Genomic DNA, 20,087 nt, shown 5'->3' on the forward strand with positions numbered 1-20,087 from the left:
ATGCCTAGCCCTTTCTTGCCCGGGGGATGAATCCTAGTCCTATGGTGCCACGGCGGCGTCGGAACCGGTCAGGAGTCTGGTGACAAAATCCTCCGCATCGGCTGATGCGTTGAAGAGTTCCTCGGTCAGGGCCCTGGTGCCGCGCAGCGGCTCGCGGGTGGGGATCCGCTGGAGCCGCCGCCGGGAGGGCAGTTCGAAGATGATCGAATCCCAGCTTGCTCCGATCACTTCCTTGGGGAAACGGGTGAGGCAGTTCCCGCGGAAGTAGGCACGGGTGTCGTCCGGCGGGGAGGTGACGGCACGGGCAATCTCCTCGTCGGTAAGCACCCGTTCCATCTGGCCCCGGGCCGCCAGCCGGTAGTACAGCCCCTTCTCCGGGCGCATATCCGAGTACTGCAGATCCACCAGGTGCAGCCGGGCGTCCGACCAGGCCAACCCGTCGCGCTCGCGGTAGGCCTGCAGCAGCTTCAGCTTCGCCACCCAGTCCACGGAAGCGGCTGCCTCCAGCGGGTCGCGCTTCAGGGTGCCCAGCAAAGCGGACCAGCGGGCGAGTATGTCTTCGGTGTCTGCGTCCGTTCCTCCGCCGGCGCGGGAGTGTGCCGCTGCTGCTTCGAAGTAGATCTCCTGCAGGTCCAGGCCGGTCACCATCCTGCCGTCCGTCAGTTCCACCAGCTGTTCCAGCGACGGGTCGTGGCTGATGGCCTGCAGTGCGCCCACCGGGTCCCGCAGCTCGACGGCGGGGGCGCTGCCGGCTTCGATCATCGACAGGACAAGCGAGGTGGTGCCGATCTTCAGCAGGGCGGATACCTCGCTGAGGTTCGCGTCCCCGATGATGACGTGCAGGCGCCGGTACTTTTCCGCTACGGCGTGCGGCTCGTCCCGGGTATTGATGATCGGGCGGCGGATGGTGGTTTCCAGCCCCACTTCCGTTTCGAAGAAGTCCGCCCGCTGGCTCAGCTGGAATCCCTGGCGCTGGTTGTTGGTGCCGATGCCCACCCGGCCGGAACCGGCGATGACCTGGCGGGAAACGAAGAACGGCACCAGTCCGCTCACGAGGGCTCCGAAAGGAACGCTGCGGGGAACAAGGTAGTTTTCATGCGACCCGTAGGAGGCGCCCTTGTTGTCGGTGTTGTTCTTGTACAGGTTGACGGGTGCGAATCCCGGCATCCTGGCGATATGCCGCATGGCGGACAGCACCACGGCGTCCCCGGCCTTGTCCCACAGCACGGCGTCGCGGGGCCGGGTGACTTCGGGCGAGGAGTACTCCGGGTGGGCGTGGTCCACGTACAGCCGCGCCCCGTTGCCCAGGACCATGTTCATCAGCACCGGGTTGTCCTGCGTCTGTTCTCCATATAGTGCTGCGGGTCCGCCGCCCTCCATGGCGATCTGTTCGGCGTCCAGCACCGGCGGTTCGTCGGTCAGCTGGGTGGGATCCGCAGCGGCACGGGGCACCGCGAATCCGCGCGCATCGTTCAGCGGCGCCTCGTCGGTGTAGTCCCAGCGGGTGCCCGACAGGTTGCCCGTCCCGGTCCGCAGCGTGGCCGCGTACGCGTTGACGATCTGGCTGGACAGGACGGTGGCGTTGGCGGTCGGCAGGGACGGAGCGAGCACGCCGTACTCGGTTTCCGTCCCCATGACACGGCGGACGGTCACAGATACTGTCCCGGGTTGGCCGCCGTTTCGATGGTCCGGCCCGGTTCCTGGCCGGCCTTGCCCTGGACGATGGTGCGGATGTAGGTGATCCGTTCGCCCTTCTTCCCCGAAATCCGTGCCCAGTCATCAGGGTTGGTGGTGTTGGGCATGTCCTCATGCTCGCGGAATTCGTCCACGACGGCGCGCATCAGGTGTTCGATGCGCAGGCCGCGCTGGTGCAGCTGCAGCAGGTCCTTGATGGCGTACTTCTTGGCCCGGTCCACCACGTTCTGGATGACGGCACCGGAGTTGAAATCCTTGAAGTAGAGCATCTCGGTGTCCCCGTTGGCGTAGGTGACCTCCAGGTATTCGTTGGCCTTGTCCTCGGCGTACATCTTCTCCACCGTGCGCCGGACCATGTCACTGACCGTTTCCACCGGATCGTAGCCGTGCTCGGCAAGGTCGTCGCGGTGCAGCGGCAGGTCCGGGGTCAGGTACTTCGCGAAGATCTCCGCCGCGCCTTCGGCATCGGGGCGCTGGATCTTGATCTTCACGTCCAGGCGGCCGGGCCGCAGGATGGCCGGATCGATCATGTCCTCCCGGTTGGAGGCGCCGATGACAATCACGTTTTCCAGCTTCTCGACGCCGTCGATTTCGCTGAGCAGCTGCGGAACAATGGTGGTTTCGACGTCGGAGGACACCCCGGTGCCGCGGGTGCGGAACAGCGAATCCATTTCGTCGAAGAACACCACCACGGGGCTGCCGTCGGAGGCCTTCTCCCGGGCGCGGCCGAAGATCAGGCGGATGTGGCGTTCGGTCTCCCCCACGTACTTGTCCAGCAGTTCGGGTCCCTTGATGTTCAGGAAGTAGCTGCGGGCACCAAGCGTACCGGTCTGCTCCATCACCCGTGCCGCGAGGGCGTGTGCCACGGCCTTGGCAATGAGCGTCTTGCCGCAGCCGGGAGGGCCGTAGAGCAGGATGCCTTTGGGCGGCTTCAAGCCGTGTTCGCGGTAGAGATCGGGATGCATGAACGGCAGTTCGACGGCGTCGCGGATCTGCTCGATCTGCGGTCCGAGGCCGCCGATGTCGGCGTAGGAGATGTCCGGGACCTCTTCGAGGACCAGGTTCTCCACTTCGCTGCGCGGGATCTTTTCCAATGCGTAGCCGATGCGGGTGTCCACGGTGAGGGCATCCCCCACCCGGACCTTTTCCCGGCTCAGGGGCCCGTTCAGGCGCACCACGCGCTCGTCGTCGGCCCGGCCGATCACCAGCACCCGGTCCGGTTCCAGGAGTTCCTTGACCGTAAAGAGTTCCCCGGCGCGTTCGAAGCCGAGGGCGGCAATGACGGTAAGGGATTCGTTCAGCAGCACCTCCTGGCCCGGGACGATCTGGCCCAGGTCCAGGAGGGGCGAAACGGCAACCCGGAGTTTGCGGCCCGACTGGATGATGTCCAGGCTTTCCTGGACTGCCGCGATGGTCGTCACGCCGGGTTCGGCTTCGCGGCGCTGGTTCACGCCGATGACGGTGCCGAAGCTGAAGGGTGTTGCTCCCTCGTTTTCGAGGGCATCCTTCAACCGGATGATTTCGGCTTTCGCGGTCTCCAGCATGGTCACGAGCCGGGCGTTGTTGTGGGTAAGGGCAGCGAGCTGCCGGTCCAGATTCCGGAGTTTGTCCCGAAGGACATTCAATTGGCGTGCTTCGGTGCCTGCTACAGCCGCTGCGGACACCGGGCGGGATTCCCCGGTCCCGGGTCCGACGTTTTCGGGTTCAGCCATCATACCGACCGCCTTCACGTAGCTCTGGGTCTGTTCAATGACAGTAACCCAGCGCTGCTGAAGATACACGGGGTCCGGCGTCTTGTGTTTAGCCGGTTACCCCCGTTATGGGGTGTCGGTCTCCTGCTGGAACTTTTCGGCGTTTTCGAGGGCTCCGCGCTGCACGGTGGAGCTGGCATCCTTGGCCGCACGGCGCAGCTTATGGGCGGAAACTTCCCGCTCCCCCACGGCCGCGGGGGTCCAGGCGTTGAGGTCCTCTTCGCTGAAGTTGGTTTTCGAAGCGCGGCGCTTGGCCACGAGCCCGGTGGCACCTTCTGCGAGCCGGCGCGCGGTGAGCAGGAAGCCGGTGTGGGCCACCATGCGGTGGTCCGGGCGTACGGCCAGGCCCTCGAGGTGCCAGCCGCGGACCATGGATTCCCAGCCGTCCGGCTCGGTGAAGCGGCCGTCTGCCCGGATGGCTTCCGCGGTGCGGGAGAGCTGGGTGACGGTGGCGACGTAGGAGATCCACACGCCGCCCGGGGCGAGCACGGTGGCTACGGCGTCGGTGCATTCCCAGGGAGCGAGCATGTCCAGGACCACGCGGTCCACGCTGCCGGGCTCTTCGGTTTTCACGACTTCGTCCTGGAAATCCCCGAGGGTGATGTCCCAGGCCGGATGCGGCCCGCCGAAGAAGGTTTCCACGTTTCCGCGGGCGATCTGCGCGAATTCCTCGCGCCGTTCAAAGGAGTGCAGGGTGCCGTGGTCACCGACTGCACGCAGCAGCGAGATGCTCAGGGCGCCGGAGCCGACGCCGGCTTCCACCACGCGGGCGCCGGGGTAGATGTCCGCCATGGTGACAATCTGGGCGGCGTCCTTGGGATAGACGACGGCGGCACCACGCGGCATGGACAGGACGAAGTCCGAGAGCAGCGGACGCAGGATCTGGTACTGGTGTCCGGCGGTGTTGGACACCACGGACCCTTCGGGCAGTCCGATGACGGTGTCGTGCTGCAGGTAACCGCGGTGTGTGTGGAAGGCGCCGCCCTCGGTGAGGGTGATGGTGTTGCGGCGGCCCTTCTCATCGGTGAGCTGGACCCGTTCCCCGGGGCGGAGCGGTCCCCTGCGGATCTCGGCACCGTGGGGTGCAGCGGCGGCCTGCGCCTGGTTATCGGAGTTCATGGTATTCCTTTGGTTCTCTTGCTGGATTATGGGTGCCGGCGTGCTTGTGCCGGCAGGTAAAAGCTGGAGGTTGTCAGCGCCGCGGGGCGGGCTTGCCGGTGACGGCGGCGACGACGGCGGATTGGCGCAGCAGGCCGGTAACCGTTCCGTCCCGGTCAATGACCGCGTATTCGCTGCCCTGCAGTTTGGCCAGGTACTGGACGAGTTCCTGTCCGGCCGCGGCTTCGGGAACATAGGCGCCGGCAGCCAGCGGGCGGGCGACGGCGCTCACCGGCACCTGGGCGGCCTGTTCGTGGGGAACCGAGGCAAGGGCGCCGCGGTCCACAACGGCTTCCGGCTGGCCGGTTGCGGCAGTGAGCACCACGGCGGCGTCCGGATACTCGCGGGCCAGCCGGAGTGCCTCGCCGACGGGTGCCCCGCCGGGCAGGGACACGGCCGGTTCCATCAGTGCACCGGCACTGACCTGCGGGAGCCGCAGGCGCACCCGCGCGTTGGAGATGGCAGAACCTGCCCCCATCCAGAGGAAGCCGCACAGCAGGGCGGCCAGCAGGACAAGGCTCAGTGAGGGCGTCTCTCCCCGGAGGTAGGGCGGAACGAAAACGGCGGCGAGGAGCAGGACCGAGATGATGCGTCCGGCCCAGCCGGCTGCGACCGTGCCGCGTTCCTGCGATCCGGTGATCTTCCAGACCGCGCTTTCCACAATGCGTCCGCCGTCCAGGGGCAGCCCGGGCAGGACGTTGAAAACGCCTATCAGCACGTTGGCGGATACAAAGATGAAGGTGACCAGCTCAGCCACGCTGCCTTCGGAAAGGAGCTGCAGGACCCCGAATCCGGCTGCCGCCAGCAGGAAATTGGCTGCCGGGCCCGCCAGGGCGACGAGCAGGGAGCGTCCCGGGGTGGAGCGCAGGTCCCCGAACTGGGTGTGCCCGCCCCACAGCGTGAGGACGATCTTGGAGGTGGGCCAGTGGTAGGCGCGGGCGGTCAAGGCGTGCGCGGCCTCGTGCGCCAGGATCGAGAGCAGCAGCAGGACCGCGTACCCCAGGGCCACGGCAAAGGCACCGGCCCCAAGGCTCGGGAAAGCGTCCCGCACCTGCGGTCCGAACACTGCGACGATGAACGCGGCAATGAGGAACCACGAATACGCCAGGGTTACCGGTACTCCGGCAATGCTGCCCAGCGGGATACCTTCCCGGCGTTCCGTTCCGGCGGGCCCGTTGCTGCTCACCTAGCGGACTCCAGGACGGAACCGGGAAGCAGCTCGCGCAGCTGGTCTATTCCGCGGCCGGCCAGGGACTGCCATTCGTGCTCAAAGGCACCCGGCGGCAACGGAACGAAGTTCGGGACCGTCAGGGTCACCAGGCCGGCCGCCTGCGCCGACGTTGCCCCGGGCAGGGAGTCCTCGACGGCGACCACGCCGGCCTTGTCCAGGCCAGGAAGGGAGCGCGCGAGCGTGTCGAAGGCCAGCTGATACGGCTCGGGATCCGGTTTGCCGCGGCTGACCATGTCACCGGTCACCACGACGTCGAACGTCCCGGCGGGAAGCGAGCGGATGATTTCCTGCGCGAGCACCGGCTCCGACATAGTGACCAGGGCGCAGGGAATACCCGCGGCCTGCAGCTCGGCCAGCAGCTCGCGGGCGCCGGGGCGCCAGGGCACCTCGCGGCGGACATGTGCCGCAACCTGTCCGATCAGCCGGTCGATGATTTCGCGGTTTTCCAAGGGGACACCTGCTCGCTGCAGCATGCCGGCGCTGACCGCCAGGGCCTGGCCGACCATAGCCTCGGCCTGGGCGTCCGTCCAATCAACGTTGAAATCCGAGGTCAGTTCCTTTTCGGCGGCGATCCAATACGGCTCGGTATCCACGAGCGTGCCGTCCATATCCCAGAAAACTGCCTGCAGTGCTGCGTCGGCGTGGCTGTGGGAAGAATCGGAAAGGAGGGGCATGCCCTAAGTCTACGGGGCAGCGGAAGCCGGTGTTTCTTTTGCTCTACGCGAAGCGCCGTTGCCCGGTCCTGACATGCGGGGCGGACGGGGCATAGTGTGAAGTGGTGAGCAATACCGAAGGCTTTGAAGCCACAGGCCTCCAGGACTTTTTTGGCGACGGGACGTCCTCCGAACGCGTCACGGTGATGCTGGCCGCGTTCGAAGGTTGGAACGATGCGGGTGAAGCAGCCTCCGATGCCCTGAAATTCCTGAGCCGGCACTGGGACAGCGAAAAAATAGCCAGTATCGACGCGGACGAGTACTACGACTTCCAGTTCACCAGACCGTCGCTGAAACGGACGGCTTCGGGCGGTCATCGGATCAAGTGGCCGACGACGCGGATCTCCCGTGCCGAGGTGCCGGACAGCAACCTGGACATCATCTTCGTTACCGGCGTCGAACCCTCTTACAAGTGGCGGGCCTACACCGCCGAGCTCATCGCCCTGGCCAAGGAACTGGACGTGGACTGCATTGTCCTGGCCGGTGCCCTGCTCGCCGATGTTCCGCATTCCCGGCCCATCCCGGTGAGCGCTTCCTGCGAGGAACCGGACCTGCAGGAAAGCCTGAGCCTGGAGCCTTCCACCTACGAGGGGCCCATCGGCATTGTGGGCGTGGTGTCCGAAATGGCCGGCCTGGCGGACATCCCCTCCATCTCGCTCTGGGCGGCCGTACCGCACTATGTGGGGCAGGCACCCTCACCCAAGGCGCAGCTGGCGTTGCTCAACCGGATCGAGGAGCTGCTTCAGGCGCCCCTGGACACGCATCTGCTGACCGAAGAGGCCGAAGCCTGGGAACGCGGCGTGGACGAGCTCGCAACCGAGGACCCGGAAGTTGCGGCGTACGTCCGCCAGCTTGAAGAGGCCAAGGACACGGCGGAACTCCCCGAAGCCAGCGGCGAATCGATTGCGCGTGAATTCGAGCGGTACCTGAAGCGCCGACGCCGGGACTGAGCAGCGCCGAACCGCGGTTCGGCGTTCCGCCTAGAGCTGGAGTCCGAGCAGGGCATTCAGCGAGGCGCAGACGAGTTCGGCGCCCGCCTGGCTTCCCGCCGTTTCGCTGCGGACTGCGGCAGCGGCCCAGGCGTCGACGGCCTGCAACGCGGCCGGAGCATCCAGGTCATCAGCCAGCGCGGCGCGGATCTGCTCCAGGAGCGCGGCGGCGTCGTCGGCATTGGTGAACTGCAGGGCCTTCCGCCACGCCACCAGGCGTTCCTCGGCGCCGCGCAGCTGGTCGGAGGTCCAGAACCAATCCGTGCGGTAGTGGTGGGAGAGCAGCACCAGGCGGATGGCGGCCGGCTCCACTCCCTCGGCACGCAGCCGGGAAACCAGGACCAGGTTGCCCAGGGACTTGCTCATTTTCTGCCCGTCCAGCCCCACCATGCCGGCATGGGCGTAGTGCGAGGCCAGCGGTGTGCCCTCGCAGGCAAAGGCGTGTCCGGCACTCATTTCGTGGTGCGGGAAGACCAGGTCCGAGCCGCCGGCCTGCACAGTGAACGGACGGGGCAGGAAACGCTGGGCGATGACGGAGCACTCAATGTGCCAGCCCGGACGTCCGGTACCGAGCCGGCCGCCGTCCCAGGACGGTTCGCCGGTACGGGCCATGCGCCACAGCAGCGGGTCCAGGGCGTTCCGCTTGCCGGGACGCTCCGGGTCTCCCCCGCGCTCTGCGAAGACCGGAAGCATCTGTTCCCGGGTCAGGTGCGAAACCTGTCCCAGCCACCAGGCATCCGGATCGCCTTCGGCCAGGCGGGAAGCGGCCTCCACGTCGAAGTACAGGTCGCCGTCGGGCTCTGCGCCGCTGCCGGAAACCCGGTAGGCCAGGCCGCGGTCCATCAGGTCCTCCACCACCGGCACGATCCACTCCACTGCCTCTACGGCACCGATGTAGTGGTCCGGCGCCAGGACGTTCAAGGCCTCCATGTCGTCACGGAAAAGCTGCGTCTGTTCCTGTGCGAGCTCCCGCCAGTCCGCACCGGTGGCGGTGGCGCGCTCGAGCAGCGGATCATCGACGTCGGTGACGTTCTGGACGTACCGGACGGTGTGCCCGGCGTCGCGCCACTGGCGGTTGAGCAGGTCGAACGCCACGTAGGTGGAGGCGTGGCCCATGTGCGTGGCGTCGTACGGAGTGATTCCGCAGACGTACATGCTCGCTTCGCCGCCGGGACGCACGGTCACCCGGGCCTGTGCGGCCGTGTCATAAAGCCGGACGTCGTCCGACTTTCCGGGCAGGGAGGGCAGGGAGGAAGATTTCCAGGCAATCACCCCTCCACTCTAACGGGCACGGCTAGGCGGTAAGGACGCCGAAGCCCAGCAGGAGGTAGATGCAGATGCCGAGAAGGATGCGGTACCAGACAAAGAGGCGGTAGCTGCGGGTGGAGACGTAACGCAGGAACCAGCCGATGATGATGAAGCCCACAACGAAGGCGACCACCGTAGCGGCGCCGGTCTGCAGGGCGGTGTAGGGCATGGGCTCGTCCAGCGACTTGACCAGCTGGAACAGCCCGCTGCCGAACACTGCGGGAATGGCCAGCAGGAAGGCATACCGGGCGGCGGCCTCGCGGGTGTAGCCCATGAGCAGCCCCGCGGTAATGGTGCCGCCTGACCGGGAAACGCCGGGAATCAGCGCCAGGGCCTGGGCGAAGCCGTAGAGGATGCCGTGCCGATAGGTGAGCTGGTCCAGTTTGCGCTCCTGGCGGCCGACCGTATCAGCCACCGCCAGGATGATGCCGAAGACAATCAGCATGGTGGCGACGATCCAGAGACTGCGGAAGGTGCTTTCGATCTGGTCCTGGAAGAGCAGGCCCAGGACCACGATGGGGATGGTGCCGATGATGATCAGCCAGCCCATGCGGGCATCCGGATCATTGCGCGGTACCCGGCCGAACAGGGAGCCGAACCAGGACTTGATGATCCGGACAATGTCCTTCCAGAAATACACCGCGACGGCGGTTTCCGTGCCGAGCTGGGTAATGGCGGTAAAGGCCGCTCCCGGGTCCTGGGCTCCGGGCAGCAACTCCCCCACTATGCGCAGGTGAGCGCTGGAGGAGATGGGGAGGAACTCTGTCAGGCCCTGGATCAGGCCAAGGAAGATCGCTTCAAACCAATTCACACCTAAGACTCTAATTGACTCCTGCGACGCAGCCGTTCACCACCGCTACCGGTTGGCTGAACGTCCCAGCGGGTTGCCGTTGTCCTGGTCTCCGACGCTCGGATCCTCCAGGATTTCGTCCACCTCGTCCGCGGTGTCGTAGTCGTCCTCGTCCTCATCGTCTTCGTAGATCTCCAGCGGCGTCACTTCGCCGTAGGCGTCGTAAAGCACTTCCTCATAGACTTCGAAGGCATCGGCGATGGCCAGGTACGCGCTTTCGACCACTGGATCCTTGTCACCGCGTCGTGCGGCCGCGGCCGCGAGGTGTTCCTCGAACGCAGCGACAAGGGACTGGAGCGCGATGCGCGGATCTATGCTCATGACCTAGACGTTATCGGTAAAGTAGGGAAAATTGGAGGGAAATGCGCGAACAAATTCTTGCACCTGATGTCTCCCGCCGGCGCGAAAACTCCCGGGACTACGAGTACCTGGTGGTGTCGGTTGACCCGAACGAATCGCTGCCCGATGCTCGGCGCCGCCTCGTCGAGCACGCAGAATACGGCAAGTGGGAACTGCACCGCAGCCGCATCTACAGCGGCGGCGGACGGCGATTCTGGCTGCGCCGAAGAGTCCTGCGGGTCCAGCGGACCACCTAGCCTCCGACCTTCCTTGCTCCACGGGGCTCTACTCCACCGGGCCCTGCTCCACGGGGCCCTACTCCACCGGGCCCTACTCCACCGGGCCCAGGACGGCGTTGGCCACGCCGGCATGCACGGAGTCCTCGCTCGAGGGGTGGAACATTCCGGCGAGGACGTCGCGGTAGAGCCGTTCCAGCTCGGAACCCCGGAAATAGCTGCGCCCGCCCGCTACCCGGACAGCGGTTTCCACGACGCCGCGCGCCGTTTCGGTGGTCCGGTACTTCAGGCCGGAAAGCAGCGGGAACCAGTAGCTGCCGTGGTCCGTCCCCTCCTCCAGATCCCGCGCCACAGCGCCGAGCTGCAGATGGACGCCGTCCATCCGGAGCGCGGCGTCGGCAATCTTCCAACGGGTAGCGGGGTCCGCCGACGCCGGAGCGCCGTCGCGCCCGGCACGGCCGGAGGCGGCCTCGACGGCCAACTCCACGGCGCGGTCCCCGATGCCCGTATAGACGGCGGACAGCAGGGTCTCAAACAAGGCGAAAATTCCGAAGACAAAGGCATCGCGGTGCGGACCCACCGGCGTCGAACGGACCATCCGCCCGGCCGGCACCACTGCGTTGTCCAGGCGGGTGGTACAGGACTGGCTGGCCCGCATGCCCATGGTGTCCCAGTCATCCGCGATGGTGATGCCCCCGGTTCCGCGGTCGGCAAACCCGAAGACCAGCCGCGGCTCCTCCGGGTCCGACGCATCCTTCCCGAAGATTCCCAGTCGGGTCCAGGCCGGGGACAGGCTGGTGAAGATCTTGGTGCCGGTGAAGGCGTAGCCGCCGTCGCCCGTCGGACGGGCCGCGGTGTGCGAATCGAAGAGTACGGCGGGGTTCCCCGGCTCGGACACGCCGAAGGCAAACAGCTCGCCCGCCGCCGCCTCGCGGAGCACGAAGTCCAGCGAGTGGTCTCCCGCCAGTGCGAGCAGGTGCGCCACGCCGCACCAGACCAGGTGCATGTTCACTGCCAGCGCCGTCGCCGGCGCGGCTGATGCCAGGAGCCGCTGGCAGGAGACGACGTCGGGAATCCCCAATCCGACTCCGCCCTCATCCGTTGGGGTGAACAGGGCGAGGTAGCCCGCGGCGCGCAGGTCCGCCAGGTCCTCGGTGAAGAAGCTGTTGGTTTCGTCATAGCCCGCGGCACGGGAGCGCAGGCGCTCCAGCAGTTCCGGGGTGAGGATATCGGCGGGGGCCGGCAAGGGGTTCTCCTTCGAAAGGCGGGGCAGGGATCAGTAGTCGGTCAGCAGCCGGGACAGGACCCGGGTGCCGAACTTCAGGGAGTCCACCGGAACCCGTTCATCGACGCCGTGGAACATGCCGGTGAAGTCCAGGTCCTCCGGCAGGCGTAGCGGGGCGAAGCCGTACCCGGTGATGCCCAGCCTGCTGAGGGACTTGTTGTCGGTGCCGCCCGAAAGCGTGTAGGGCAGCACCGGGGCCCCGGGATCCTCTGCCTGCAGGGCGGAGATCATCGAGTCGACCAGGTTTCCCTTGAACGGCACTTCGAGGGACACGTCCTGGTGCTCGTAGCTGATGTCGATGCCTTCGCCGGCCAGTTCCCGGATGGTGGCCAGCACCTGTTCCTCCTGCCCGGGCAGGGTCCGGGCATCGATCAGGGCCTCGGCGGTGCCGGGGATGACGTTGTGCTTGTACCCGGCCTTCAACACGGTCGGGTTGGAGGTGTTCTGCAGGGTGGCACCCACAAACCGGGCAACGGTCCCCAGTTCGGCGAGGATCCGGTCCGGGTTCTCCGGATCGAACTCGACGCCGGTCAGTTCGGTGACGCCGTCCAGGAAGGCACGGGTGGTGTCCGTCAGTTCGATGGGCCAGGGGTGGCTGCCGATATTGGCGACGGCGCGGGCCAGCCGGGTGACGGCGTTGTCGGTGTTGATCTGGGAGCCGTGCCCGGCACGGCCGTGGGCGACCAGCCGCAGCCAGGAGATGCCCTTTTCCGCTGTCTGCAGTAGATACGTCCGCTTCCCGCCGATGGTGGCCGAGAATCCGCCCACCTCTGAGATGGCCTCGGTGGCGCCGTCAAAAAGTTCCGGACGGTGTTCCACGGCCCAGCGTGCGCCGTAGTCGCCGCCGGCTTCTTCGTCGGCGAAGAACGCGAAGACAATGTCCCGCCGCGGACGTGTTCCGGTGCGGGACATGGAACGCATCACGGACAGGATCATGGCATCCATGTCCTTCATGTCCACGGCCCCCCGTCCCCAGATCAGGCCGTCCCGTTCCTCGCCGCTGAACGGGTCCACGGTCCAGTCCGCTTTCTGCGCCGGAACCACGTCAAGGTGGCCGTGCACAACGAGGGCGGGCAGGGAGGAGTGGGTGCCCTCCATCCGCGTGACCACGGAGGCGCGGCCGGGGGCAGACTCAAAGAGATCGGCGGACAACCCGGCTTCTTCGATCAGCCCGGCGGTGTACTCGGCGGCGGCGCGCTCCCCCGGCCCCGAATTGTCGCCGAAGTTGGAGGTGTCGAAACGGATGAGCTCCTGGCAGATCCGGGCCACCTCGTCTTCGGCGCGGGGCTGCTCGGCACGGACGTCTGTAGGCATGGGGCTTCTCCTTCGATGAACTGTGCAGCCAGCTTAGCCAGAGCAGCGGGAGGATGGGCCGTATTGCGCCTTCGAGGGACACCAATCTGCCTCCGGCTTGGGCCGATTCGTGGTTCGCGCCTAAACCGTGTTAGAGTTTTTCCCGTTGCTTCCACAGCTTTTGAACAACTGAAGAGCCTGTGGAAATCACCCAAGCGCGGGTGGCGGAATGGCAGACGCGCTAGCTTGAGGTGCTAGTCCTCTAACGAGGGTGGGGGTTCAAGTCCCCCTCCGCGCACAGCGAAGTCCTCCTGGAATCTACGGATTCCAGGAGGACTTTTTTGTTTGTCCGGAACCAATCCGTGTGATCTTTGACTCACATCACCCGCCGCCCTTCGGTACCCTCGCACCATGGACGGCAGCGGAGTCTTTAATCTCCTGCTCGTGGCTTTTTTCATTCTGCTGGGCGGAATCTTCGCCGGTGCGGAGATGGCACTGGTGTCGCTCCGCGAGAGCCAGATCAGCGCCATCGAGCGAACCGGGAAGCAGGGCAGGCGCACAGCACTCCTGGCCCGCAACCCCAACCTGTTCCTGTCCGCGATCCAGATCGGCGTTACCCTCTCCGGTTTTTTCTCGGCTGCGTACGGCGCCTCGGCGCTGGCACCGGCGGTTGTGCCCTTGCTGCGGCAGTGGGGGCTGCCGCAGCCGACGGCGGAGGCAACGGCGTTCATCCTGCTGACCCTCGTTGTGGCCTACCTTTCCCTGGTGTTCTCGGAACTGGTGCCCAAGCGGCTGGCCATGCAGAATGCCGTCCTCTACGCGCGGTTCCTCTCCCCCGCCCTGAACCTGTTTGCCGTGCTGATGCGCCCCGCCATCCGGCTGCTTTCCTTTTCGACCGACACCGTGGTGCGCCTGCTGGGCGGAAATCCGAACGTCAAGACCGTGCCGGTGAGCAGCCAGGAACTGTGGGACATGGTGGCGGCGAGTCCGATGCTTGCCGAGGACAGCCGCCGGATTCTTTCGGACGTCTTCGGAGCGGGCACCAGGCTGGTGCAGGAGGTGATGCGGCCCAGGACCGAAGTGGTGTTTGTCCGGGCAGACCTTCCGCTGGAGGAAGCAAGGAACCGGGTGCGGCACCAGCCCTATTCCCGGTACCCGGTTACCGGCGCATCGGTGGATGACATCCTGGGGTTCATCCACGTCCGGGACCTGATGCCGGACCCGGACGTGACGGGCACGGATGACCGCACCGTAGCCGACATCCTCCGGCCCGTCCTGTTCCTGCCGGGGACCGCAGCAGTCCTGCCGTCCCTGGGCAGGATGCGCCGGGAGAACAGCCACATCGCAATAGTGGCGGATGAATACGGCGGCACTGACGGCATTGTCACGCTGGAAGACCTGGTGGAGGAACTGGTCGGGGAAATCTACGACGAGTACGACACAGGCCGGGACCCCGAGGACCGTTACCGCAGGGAAAAGGGACAGCTGGTGGTGGACGGTGCACTCATCCTGCAGGAGTTCGAACGGCTGACAGGCGTCGGCCTGCCTGAGGGCCAGTATGAAACGGTGGCCGGGTACATCCTGGAGCAGCTGGGCCGGATGGCCCGGCCCGGTGACACGGTGCAGGGCCCGGACTGCAGGCTCGAGGTACTCGGCGTGCGGGGACGGCGGATCGGCGCGGTCCGGGTAATTCCCGCGGCACCCGGGTAAACCCTCACCGCAGCCCATTGCCTAAAGACGGCGCCACCGCGCAGAATACCGACCAACGCGGCATCCCTGAACGCCCGGAAGGACAGCCATGGCTGACATCAAGGCGGAAACCGTCCAGCCCGAACTCAAGCGGGTCATGGGCACCAAACTGTTGCTGCTCTTTATCGTCGGCGACATCCTGGGCACCGGTGTCTATGCCCTGACCGGACAGGTGGCCGGCGAAATCGGCGGTGCGGCCTGGGCTCCGATCCTGCTCGCTTTCGCAGTGGCGACGATTACTGCCTTGTCCTACCTGGAACTGGTGACAAAGTATCCGCAGGCCGCCGGTGCAGCCCTGTACACGCATAAGGCCTTCGGCGTGCATTTCCTGACCTTCCTCGTGACCTTCGGGGTGCTTTGCTCCGGGATTACTTCCGCGTCAACGGCGTCGAAATTCCTTGCCGAGAATTTCATTGTGGGATTTCAGCTGGAGTGGGGGCAGACCGGGGTCACGGCGATCGCTGTCACCTTCATGCTGCTGCTGGCGGTGGTCAACCTGCGGGGTGCCGCGGAAAGCGTGAAGTTCAACATCGTGCTGACGGCCATTGAGCTGACCGGGCTCCTGATCGTGATTGTCATCGGGTTCTGGGCCATGACCCAGGGCAACGCGGACTTCTCCCGGGTGGTCGTTTTTGAAACCGAAACCGGCAAGAGCGTGTTCCTGGCCCTGACCGGAGCCACCGCCCTGGCCTTCTTCTCCATGGTCGGTTTTGAAGACGCGGTGAACATGGCGGAAGAGACCCGCGACCCGGCCCGGATCTTCCCGAAGGTCATGCTGACCGGCTTGACCATCACGGTCTCCGTCTATCTCCTGGTGTCCATCGCAGCCGTGGCCGTGGTGCCGGTGGGCCAGCTGTCCGAATCCGCCACCCCGCTGCTGGAAGTGGTGCGTGCCGGTGCTCCCAACCTCCCCGTGGACACCATCTATCCGTTCCTCTCCATCTTTGCCGTGGCCAATACCGCCTTGATCAACATGCTGATGGCCAGCCGCCTGCTCTACGGCATGGCGAAGCAGGACGTCCTGCCCCGCGCACTGTCCGCCGTCCTTCCCGGACGCCGCACTCCGTGGGCATCCATTGTCTTCACGACGGCCATCGCAGCCGGCCTGATCATCGTGGTCACGAACTTCATGGGCCGGGAAACGGTGACCGCGCTGGGCGGAACCACCGCGCTCCTGCTGCTGGCTGTCTTCACGGTGGTGAACATCGCCTGCATTGTCCTGCGCCGCACGCCGGTGGACCGGCCGCACTTCCGCTCCCCCGGCATCATGCCCTTCATCGGTGCCGTAACCTGCGCCTTCCTGCTTGGCCCCTGGGCGCAGGACGCCATCGAGTACCGGATTGCCGGGTTGCTGCTGCTGCTCGGACTGGCTCTGTGGGTGCTCACCTGGATCTGGAACCGGGCGGTCAAGGCGCGTAAAACCCGTTTCAGCGACCCCACACAGCTGAGTTGAGCGAGCCAGCGATGAAGCAGGCAGGAAGAAGGAAGCCATGAGCGTCGTCGTCGGATATGTCCCCACACCGGAGGGGGAAACAGCACTGCGTGCTGCGCTCCGTGCGGCCCGGGACCTGGCCACCGCACTCGTGGTGGTCAATGTGGAGAGCACGCGCAAGCCGCGGCCGGAACATACCCCGGACTACCTGCAGACGTTGACCGGCGTCCTGGAGGGCAGCGGGGTTCCGCACGTCCTGCTTCACCCCATGGGGGATTTTGATGCCTCCGAGGAAATCCTGAAGGCTGCCCAGGAGCACGGGGCCCGGCTGGTGGTGCTGGGGATCCGGCACCGGACGCCGGTGGGCAAGCTTTTCCTGGGCAGCACTTCCCAGCGTGTGCTGCTGGAGGCTGCCTGCCCGGTCCTGGCGGTCAAAGCGGGCCAGGCGTGAGGCCCGGCTAGCCCCGGAGCTCGCCCAGAATCGCTTCGATCCCGGTGAAGGTCTCCACGAAGGACGTGGACAGGGGCGACAGGCCCAGCCGGATGCCGTCCGGATTGCGGTAGTCCGGAATGATCCCCTGCTCCCAGAGCGCGGCGGTCACCGCTTTGAACTTCGGATGGTCGACAGTGATGTGGCTGCCGCGGCGCTCCGGATCGCGCGGCGAGGCCAGCACGACGCCGCGCGGCACCAGCAGCGCGTCCACGGCTGTGACGGCGTATTCGGTAAGCGCCTGCGACTTCGCACGGACGGCATCCATGCCTGCCTCCCGGATCAGGGCAATCATGTCCTGCATGGCCAGCATGCCCAGGATGGGAGGGGTGCCCGAGACCATGCGGCGGATGCCCTGGGCCGGAACATAGCCCTGCGCCATGCCGAACGGGTCACTGGAGCCCAGCCAGCCCTGAATGGGCTGGGAGAAGTCCGCCTGGTGGCGGGCGGCCACGTAGGCCCAGGCCGGCGCGCCCGGTCCGCCGTTGAGGTACTTGTAGCTGCAGCCGACGGCGTAGTCCGCGCCCTCGGCGTCCAGCTCGGCGGGAACGGCGCCTGCCGAATGGCACAGGTCCCACAGGACCAGGCCGCCGGCGTCGTGCACAATCTCGTTGATTGCCGCTGACTCGGCAAGGTAGCCGGAGCGGTAGGCCACGTGGCTGAACACGGCCAGCGCCGTCTGCGGCCCGACGGCGTCCGCCACCGCCTCGGCGCTCACTCCGCCGGCGTAGTCGGCCGACACCCAGCGCAGGGTCAGCCCGCATTCCCAGGCCACGCCTTCCAGGACGTACCGGTCCGTGGGGAAATTGTCGGCATCGAGCAGGATCTCGGACCGGCCGGGGCGGGCGGCAACGGCGGCGCGGGCCAGTTTGTAGAGCAGCACAGTGGTGGAATCCGCCACGATGCACTGTCCGGGGGCGGCGCCGAGCGCCACCTCGCCGAGTGCGTCGCCGATCCGGCCGGGCAGCTCGAGCCACTGCTCGTCCCAGCCGCGGATCAACCGTCCGCCCCACTGGCGGGAGACGAAATCCTGCAGGTTTTCGGCGGTGGCGCGGAGCGGGCGGCCCAGCGAATTCCCGTCCAGGTACGCCCCGACTCCCTCTGCCGGCAGGAACCGGTCCCGGTAGCCCGCGAGGGGATCGGCGGCGTCGAGTTCCTTGGCGGCAACCAGCAGGCCGGCAGCATCAATCATGAGGGAACCTTAGCATCAGGCACATCCAAGCCCGTCCGCTTCCGGGCGTTGCCGGAGGCGGACGGGCTGTGTCTGAGGTGTGCTCAGGCCCGGGTTGCGGCGCCGAACCCGTTGGGCCCCGCGCCGTTCGGATCCAGGGGAGATACCGAACCGGAGAAGTGCCGGCGCTGCGAACGCGGATTCCACCCCGTGAAGGTGGAGCCTGCCCAGCCGTCGGGCGTCTGGTCGTCCGAGATGGCTACGGCAACGGTGGCCGGCAGGAACACCGGAGCCTCGAAGTCGATGCTCCACTGGAACGGGCCCTCGTGCGTCTGCACGGTGTCCGCGACGACCCGTGAGGCCAGGTACATGCCGTGGGCCAGGGACTGCTTCATGCCCAGTGCCTTCGCCGACAGGCGGCTCAGGTGGATGGGGTTGAAGTCGCCGGAGACCCGGGCGTAGTTGCGGCCGGCGTCGGCACCCAGTCGCCACATCGCCGTCGGGAGCGGGGGAACGAACTCCGCGCGCGCCGCAGACTTGTCCGGGCGGTCGAACTTCGGCAGGAAGACGCCCTTGGCCAGATAGGTGGAACGGCCCCGCCAAACGGTTTCCGGGTTGCCGCCGGCCTCAACAGTGACCTCCGCGACGAGTTCCACCTGGGTGCCGGCACGGTGCCCGGCGAGGTTCTCCGCCCACGCCGTCACCGTCAGCGCTTCGCCGTAGTGGATGGGCCGTAGATGCTGCACCTCGTTGCGCAGGTGCACCATGCCCAGCAGGGGCAGCGGGAAGTCCTCGCGCGCCATCAGGCTCATGGCCACCGGGAACGCGAAGGTGTGCACGTATCCGGTGGGCAGGTAGTCGCTGGCGCTGTGCTGGACCAGGCGCTGGAAATCGGTGAGCCGGGCCAGGTCCACGGACGCTCCGCGGACTACGTGCCGGTCCGACGTCAGCGTGCCCGCGGCCTTGGACGGTGACAGGCGCGACTTCGCCGCGCTGCCCACTGCACCTGCATAAAGCCGCCCGAGCGTGGGGATCTCGCTCAGCTGGGTATCGCTCATGCGCCCACCATGTTCTGCCCGCAGACCCGTACGACCTGGCCGTTGACGCCGGCCGCGGAGTCGGAGGCGAGGAAGGAAATGGTCTCGGCCACGTCCACGGGCAGGCCGCCCTGCTGCAGGCTGGACAGCCGGCGGGCCACCTGCCGGGTCAGGGCGGGAATGGCAGCGGTCATGTCGGTTTCAATGAAGCCCGGCGCGACGGCGTTGATCGAGCCGCCGCGCGGTGCCAGCAGCGGTGCGGTGGCACGGACCATGCCTATGACGCCGCCCTTGGAAGCTGCGTAGTTGGTCTGGCCGCGGTTGCCGGCAATGCCGCTGGTGGAAGCCAGCGAAACAATGCGGCCTTCCGGACTGAAGCCTCCGGAGGCCAGGAAGGTTTCGTTCATCCGCAGCTGCGAGGCAATGTTGACGGCAATGACCGAACCCCAGCGGGCTTCGTCCATGTTGGCCAGCAGCTTGTCACGCGTGATGCCGGCGTTGTGGATCACGATGTCCAGGTGCCCGTAGCGTTCGACGGCGTGGGCCAGGATACGGTCCGCGGCGTCTTCGCGGGTGATATCGACCTGGAGTGCGGTGCCGGAGATTTCGTTGGCCACCTTCGCCAGCTGTTCTCCGGCGGCAGGCACGTCCACCACGATCACGGATGCACCGTCACGGTGCAGCACGCGGGCGATGGCCGCACCAATGCCGCGGGCGGCACCCGTGACCACCGCGACCTTGCCGGCGAGGGGCGCGTTCCAGTCCGCCGGAAGTTCACCGGCGTCGGAACCGACGGTGATGAACTGACCGCTGACGTAGGCGCTCTTGCCCGAGAGCAGGAACCGCAGTGCCGCCGCGACCGAGGGCGCGGTTGCCTGCACGCCGTTGGCCAGCACGATGCCGTTGGCCGTCGCTCCGCCGCGCAGTTCGTGCGCAATGGAGCGCAGCGTGCCGTCAACACCCTGGCGGGCCGCTGCGGCGGCCGGGTCCTGGGCTTCCCCGGCGGGCCGGGAAACCGTGATGACCCGGCCGCCGGGAGCGAGGTCCCGCAGGGCCGCACCGGCGGCCAGGGTAGGTTCGCCCAGGTCCGTCGGCGCCGCGGCGTCGTCGAGCACGATCAGGATGGCGCCGAGCTTTTCCTTGGGCGTGGCGTGCCGACGGACGTCCTGGTCCCAGCCAAGGAGCAGCTTGGAGAGGTCATCGGCGGCAGCGCTCTTGCCGAGCACGAGGACCGGCCCCGGCACCAGGGGCTTGGCCGGGTCGAACCGCCGCAGGATGGCCGGCCGGGGCAGGCCGAGCTTCTTGGACAGTTCCTTGGTGAAACCGCTGTTCACGAGGTTCAGGTAGGTGTCACTCATGG

At 66.7% G+C, this 20,087-nt stretch carries 18 protein-coding genes and 1 tRNA gene; 6 read left to right on the top strand and 13 right to left on the bottom strand.

Annotated features, from left to right (window positions below; all coding sequences use genetic code 11):
• Positions 1 to 39: 39 nt before the first annotated feature.
• From dop to NNX35_RS08580, 5 genes are all read right to left on the bottom strand, one after another.
• Complete coding sequence (gene dop, locus NNX35_RS08560; RefSeq protein WP_255766588.1) at positions 40 to 1,635, bottom strand: depupylase/deamidase Dop; 1,596 nt, start codon at positions 1,633 to 1,635, stop codon at positions 40 to 42.
• A gap of 14 nt (positions 1,636 to 1,649) precedes the next feature.
• Positions 1,650 to 3,410 carry a proteasome ATPase gene (arc, locus tag NNX35_RS08565; RefSeq protein WP_370647002.1) on the bottom strand — a complete coding sequence of 587 codons (1,761 nt, stop codon included), beginning with the start codon at positions 3,408 to 3,410 and terminating at the stop codon, positions 1,650 to 1,652.
• A gap of 102 nt (positions 3,411 to 3,512) precedes the next feature.
• A complete protein-coding gene (locus NNX35_RS08570) occupies positions 3,513 to 4,565 on the bottom strand; it encodes a tRNA (adenine-N1)-methyltransferase (RefSeq protein ID WP_255867497.1) in 1,053 nt (350 codons plus the stop codon).
• Positions 4,566 to 4,638: 73 nt separating this feature from the next.
• Positions 4,639 to 5,790 carry a site-2 protease family protein gene (locus tag NNX35_RS08575; protein WP_255867498.1) on the bottom strand — a complete coding sequence of 384 codons (1,152 nt, stop codon included), beginning with the start codon at positions 5,788 to 5,790 and terminating at the stop codon, positions 4,639 to 4,641.
• Positions 5,787 to 6,509 carry an HAD family phosphatase gene (locus NNX35_RS08580; protein ID WP_255867499.1) on the bottom strand — a complete coding sequence of 241 codons (723 nt, stop codon included), beginning with the start codon at positions 6,507 to 6,509 and terminating at the stop codon, positions 5,787 to 5,789. Before NNX35_RS08580 ends, NNX35_RS08575 begins: the two co-directional genes overlap by 4 nt.
• A gap of 104 nt (positions 6,510 to 6,613) precedes the next feature.
• Between NNX35_RS08580 and NNX35_RS08585 the strand changes: the two genes are divergently transcribed.
• A complete protein-coding gene (locus NNX35_RS08585; protein WP_255766233.1) occupies positions 6,614 to 7,498 on the top strand; it encodes a PAC2 family protein in 885 nt (294 codons plus the stop codon).
• Between the two features lie 30 nt (positions 7,499 to 7,528).
• Here NNX35_RS08585 and mshC read toward each other — a convergent pair whose 3' ends face one another.
• The 3 genes from mshC to NNX35_RS08600 are packed head-to-tail and all read right to left on the bottom strand — an operon-like array spanning position 7,529 to position 10,016.
• Complete coding sequence (gene mshC / locus NNX35_RS08590) at positions 7,529 to 8,809, bottom strand: cysteine--1-D-myo-inosityl 2-amino-2-deoxy-alpha-D-glucopyranoside ligase (protein ID WP_255867500.1); 1,281 nt, start codon at positions 8,807 to 8,809, stop codon at positions 7,529 to 7,531.
• Between the two features lie 22 nt (positions 8,810 to 8,831).
• Positions 8,832 to 9,656 (bottom strand): undecaprenyl-diphosphate phosphatase, encoded by an 825-nt coding sequence (locus NNX35_RS08595; RefSeq protein WP_255766231.1) that lies wholly within the window; start codon positions 9,654 to 9,656, stop codon positions 8,832 to 8,834.
• Between the two features lie 45 nt (positions 9,657 to 9,701).
• Positions 9,702 to 10,016 carry a hypothetical protein gene (locus NNX35_RS08600; protein ID WP_255766230.1) on the bottom strand — a complete coding sequence of 105 codons (315 nt, stop codon included), beginning with the start codon at positions 10,014 to 10,016 and terminating at the stop codon, positions 9,702 to 9,704.
• A gap of 41 nt (positions 10,017 to 10,057) precedes the next feature.
• On the opposite strand from NNX35_RS08600, the gene NNX35_RS08605 reads away from it, so the two are divergent.
• The gene (locus NNX35_RS08605) at positions 10,058 to 10,291 is read left to right on the top strand and encodes a DUF5703 family protein (RefSeq protein ID WP_229951905.1); all 234 of its coding nucleotides are present in this window, start codon (positions 10,058 to 10,060) and stop codon (positions 10,289 to 10,291) included.
• Positions 10,292 to 10,364: 73 nt separating this feature from the next.
• Here NNX35_RS08605 and NNX35_RS08610 read toward each other — a convergent pair whose 3' ends face one another.
• Together NNX35_RS08610 and NNX35_RS08615 are read right to left on the bottom strand one after the other, a co-directional pair.
• Positions 10,365 to 11,516, bottom strand: a complete 1,152-nt coding sequence (locus tag NNX35_RS08610; protein ID WP_255867501.1) for an acyl-CoA dehydrogenase family protein — start codon at positions 11,514 to 11,516, stop codon at positions 10,365 to 10,367.
• Between the two features lie 30 nt (positions 11,517 to 11,546).
• Positions 11,547 to 12,869, bottom strand: coding sequence for a M20/M25/M40 family metallo-hydrolase (locus NNX35_RS08615; RefSeq protein ID WP_255867502.1), 1,323 nt, complete (start codon positions 12,867 to 12,869; stop codon positions 11,547 to 11,549).
• A 194-nt stretch (positions 12,870 to 13,063) separates the two neighbouring features.
• Between NNX35_RS08615 and NNX35_RS08620 the strand changes: the two genes are divergently transcribed.
• The 4 genes from NNX35_RS08620 (at position 13,064) to NNX35_RS08635 (ending at position 16,480) form a co-directional block, all read left to right on the top strand.
• A tRNA-Leu gene (locus tag NNX35_RS08620) sits at positions 13,064 to 13,146 on the top strand.
• Between the two features lie 113 nt (positions 13,147 to 13,259).
• Positions 13,260 to 14,558 (top strand): hemolysin family protein, encoded by a 1,299-nt coding sequence (locus NNX35_RS08625; protein ID WP_255766227.1) that lies wholly within the window; start codon positions 13,260 to 13,262, stop codon positions 14,556 to 14,558.
• An 88-nt stretch (positions 14,559 to 14,646) separates the two neighbouring features.
• A complete protein-coding gene (locus tag NNX35_RS08630; RefSeq protein WP_255867503.1) occupies positions 14,647 to 16,050 on the top strand; it encodes an APC family permease in 1,404 nt (467 codons plus the stop codon).
• A gap of 37 nt (positions 16,051 to 16,087) precedes the next feature.
• Positions 16,088 to 16,480 (top strand): universal stress protein, encoded by a 393-nt coding sequence (locus NNX35_RS08635; RefSeq protein ID WP_255766225.1) that lies wholly within the window; start codon positions 16,088 to 16,090, stop codon positions 16,478 to 16,480.
• 7 nt (positions 16,481 to 16,487) lie between these two features.
• Here the strand turns inward: NNX35_RS08635 and NNX35_RS08640 are convergent, their stop codons facing one another.
• The 3 genes from NNX35_RS08640 to NNX35_RS08650 all read right to left on the bottom strand — a co-directional run bounded on the left by NNX35_RS08640 (position 16,488) and on the right by NNX35_RS08650 (position 20,085).
• Positions 16,488 to 17,711, bottom strand: coding sequence for a kynureninase (locus NNX35_RS08640; RefSeq protein WP_255867504.1), 1,224 nt, complete (start codon positions 17,709 to 17,711; stop codon positions 16,488 to 16,490).
• Between the two features lie 83 nt (positions 17,712 to 17,794).
• Complete coding sequence (locus NNX35_RS08645) at positions 17,795 to 18,748, bottom strand: MaoC/PaaZ C-terminal domain-containing protein (protein ID WP_255867505.1); 954 nt, start codon at positions 18,746 to 18,748, stop codon at positions 17,795 to 17,797.
• The gene (locus NNX35_RS08650) at positions 18,745 to 20,085 is read right to left on the bottom strand and encodes a 3-oxoacyl-ACP reductase (RefSeq protein ID WP_255867506.1); all 1,341 of its coding nucleotides are present in this window, start codon (positions 20,083 to 20,085) and stop codon (positions 18,745 to 18,747) included. Before NNX35_RS08650 ends, NNX35_RS08645 begins: the two co-directional genes overlap by 4 nt.
• Between the last annotated feature and the right edge of the window lie 2 nt (positions 20,086 to 20,087).

The sequence above is a fragment of the Arthrobacter sp. zg-Y844 genome, from assembly GCF_024385465.1.
GTDB lineage: Bacteria > Actinomycetota > Actinomycetes > Actinomycetales > Micrococcaceae > Arthrobacter_B.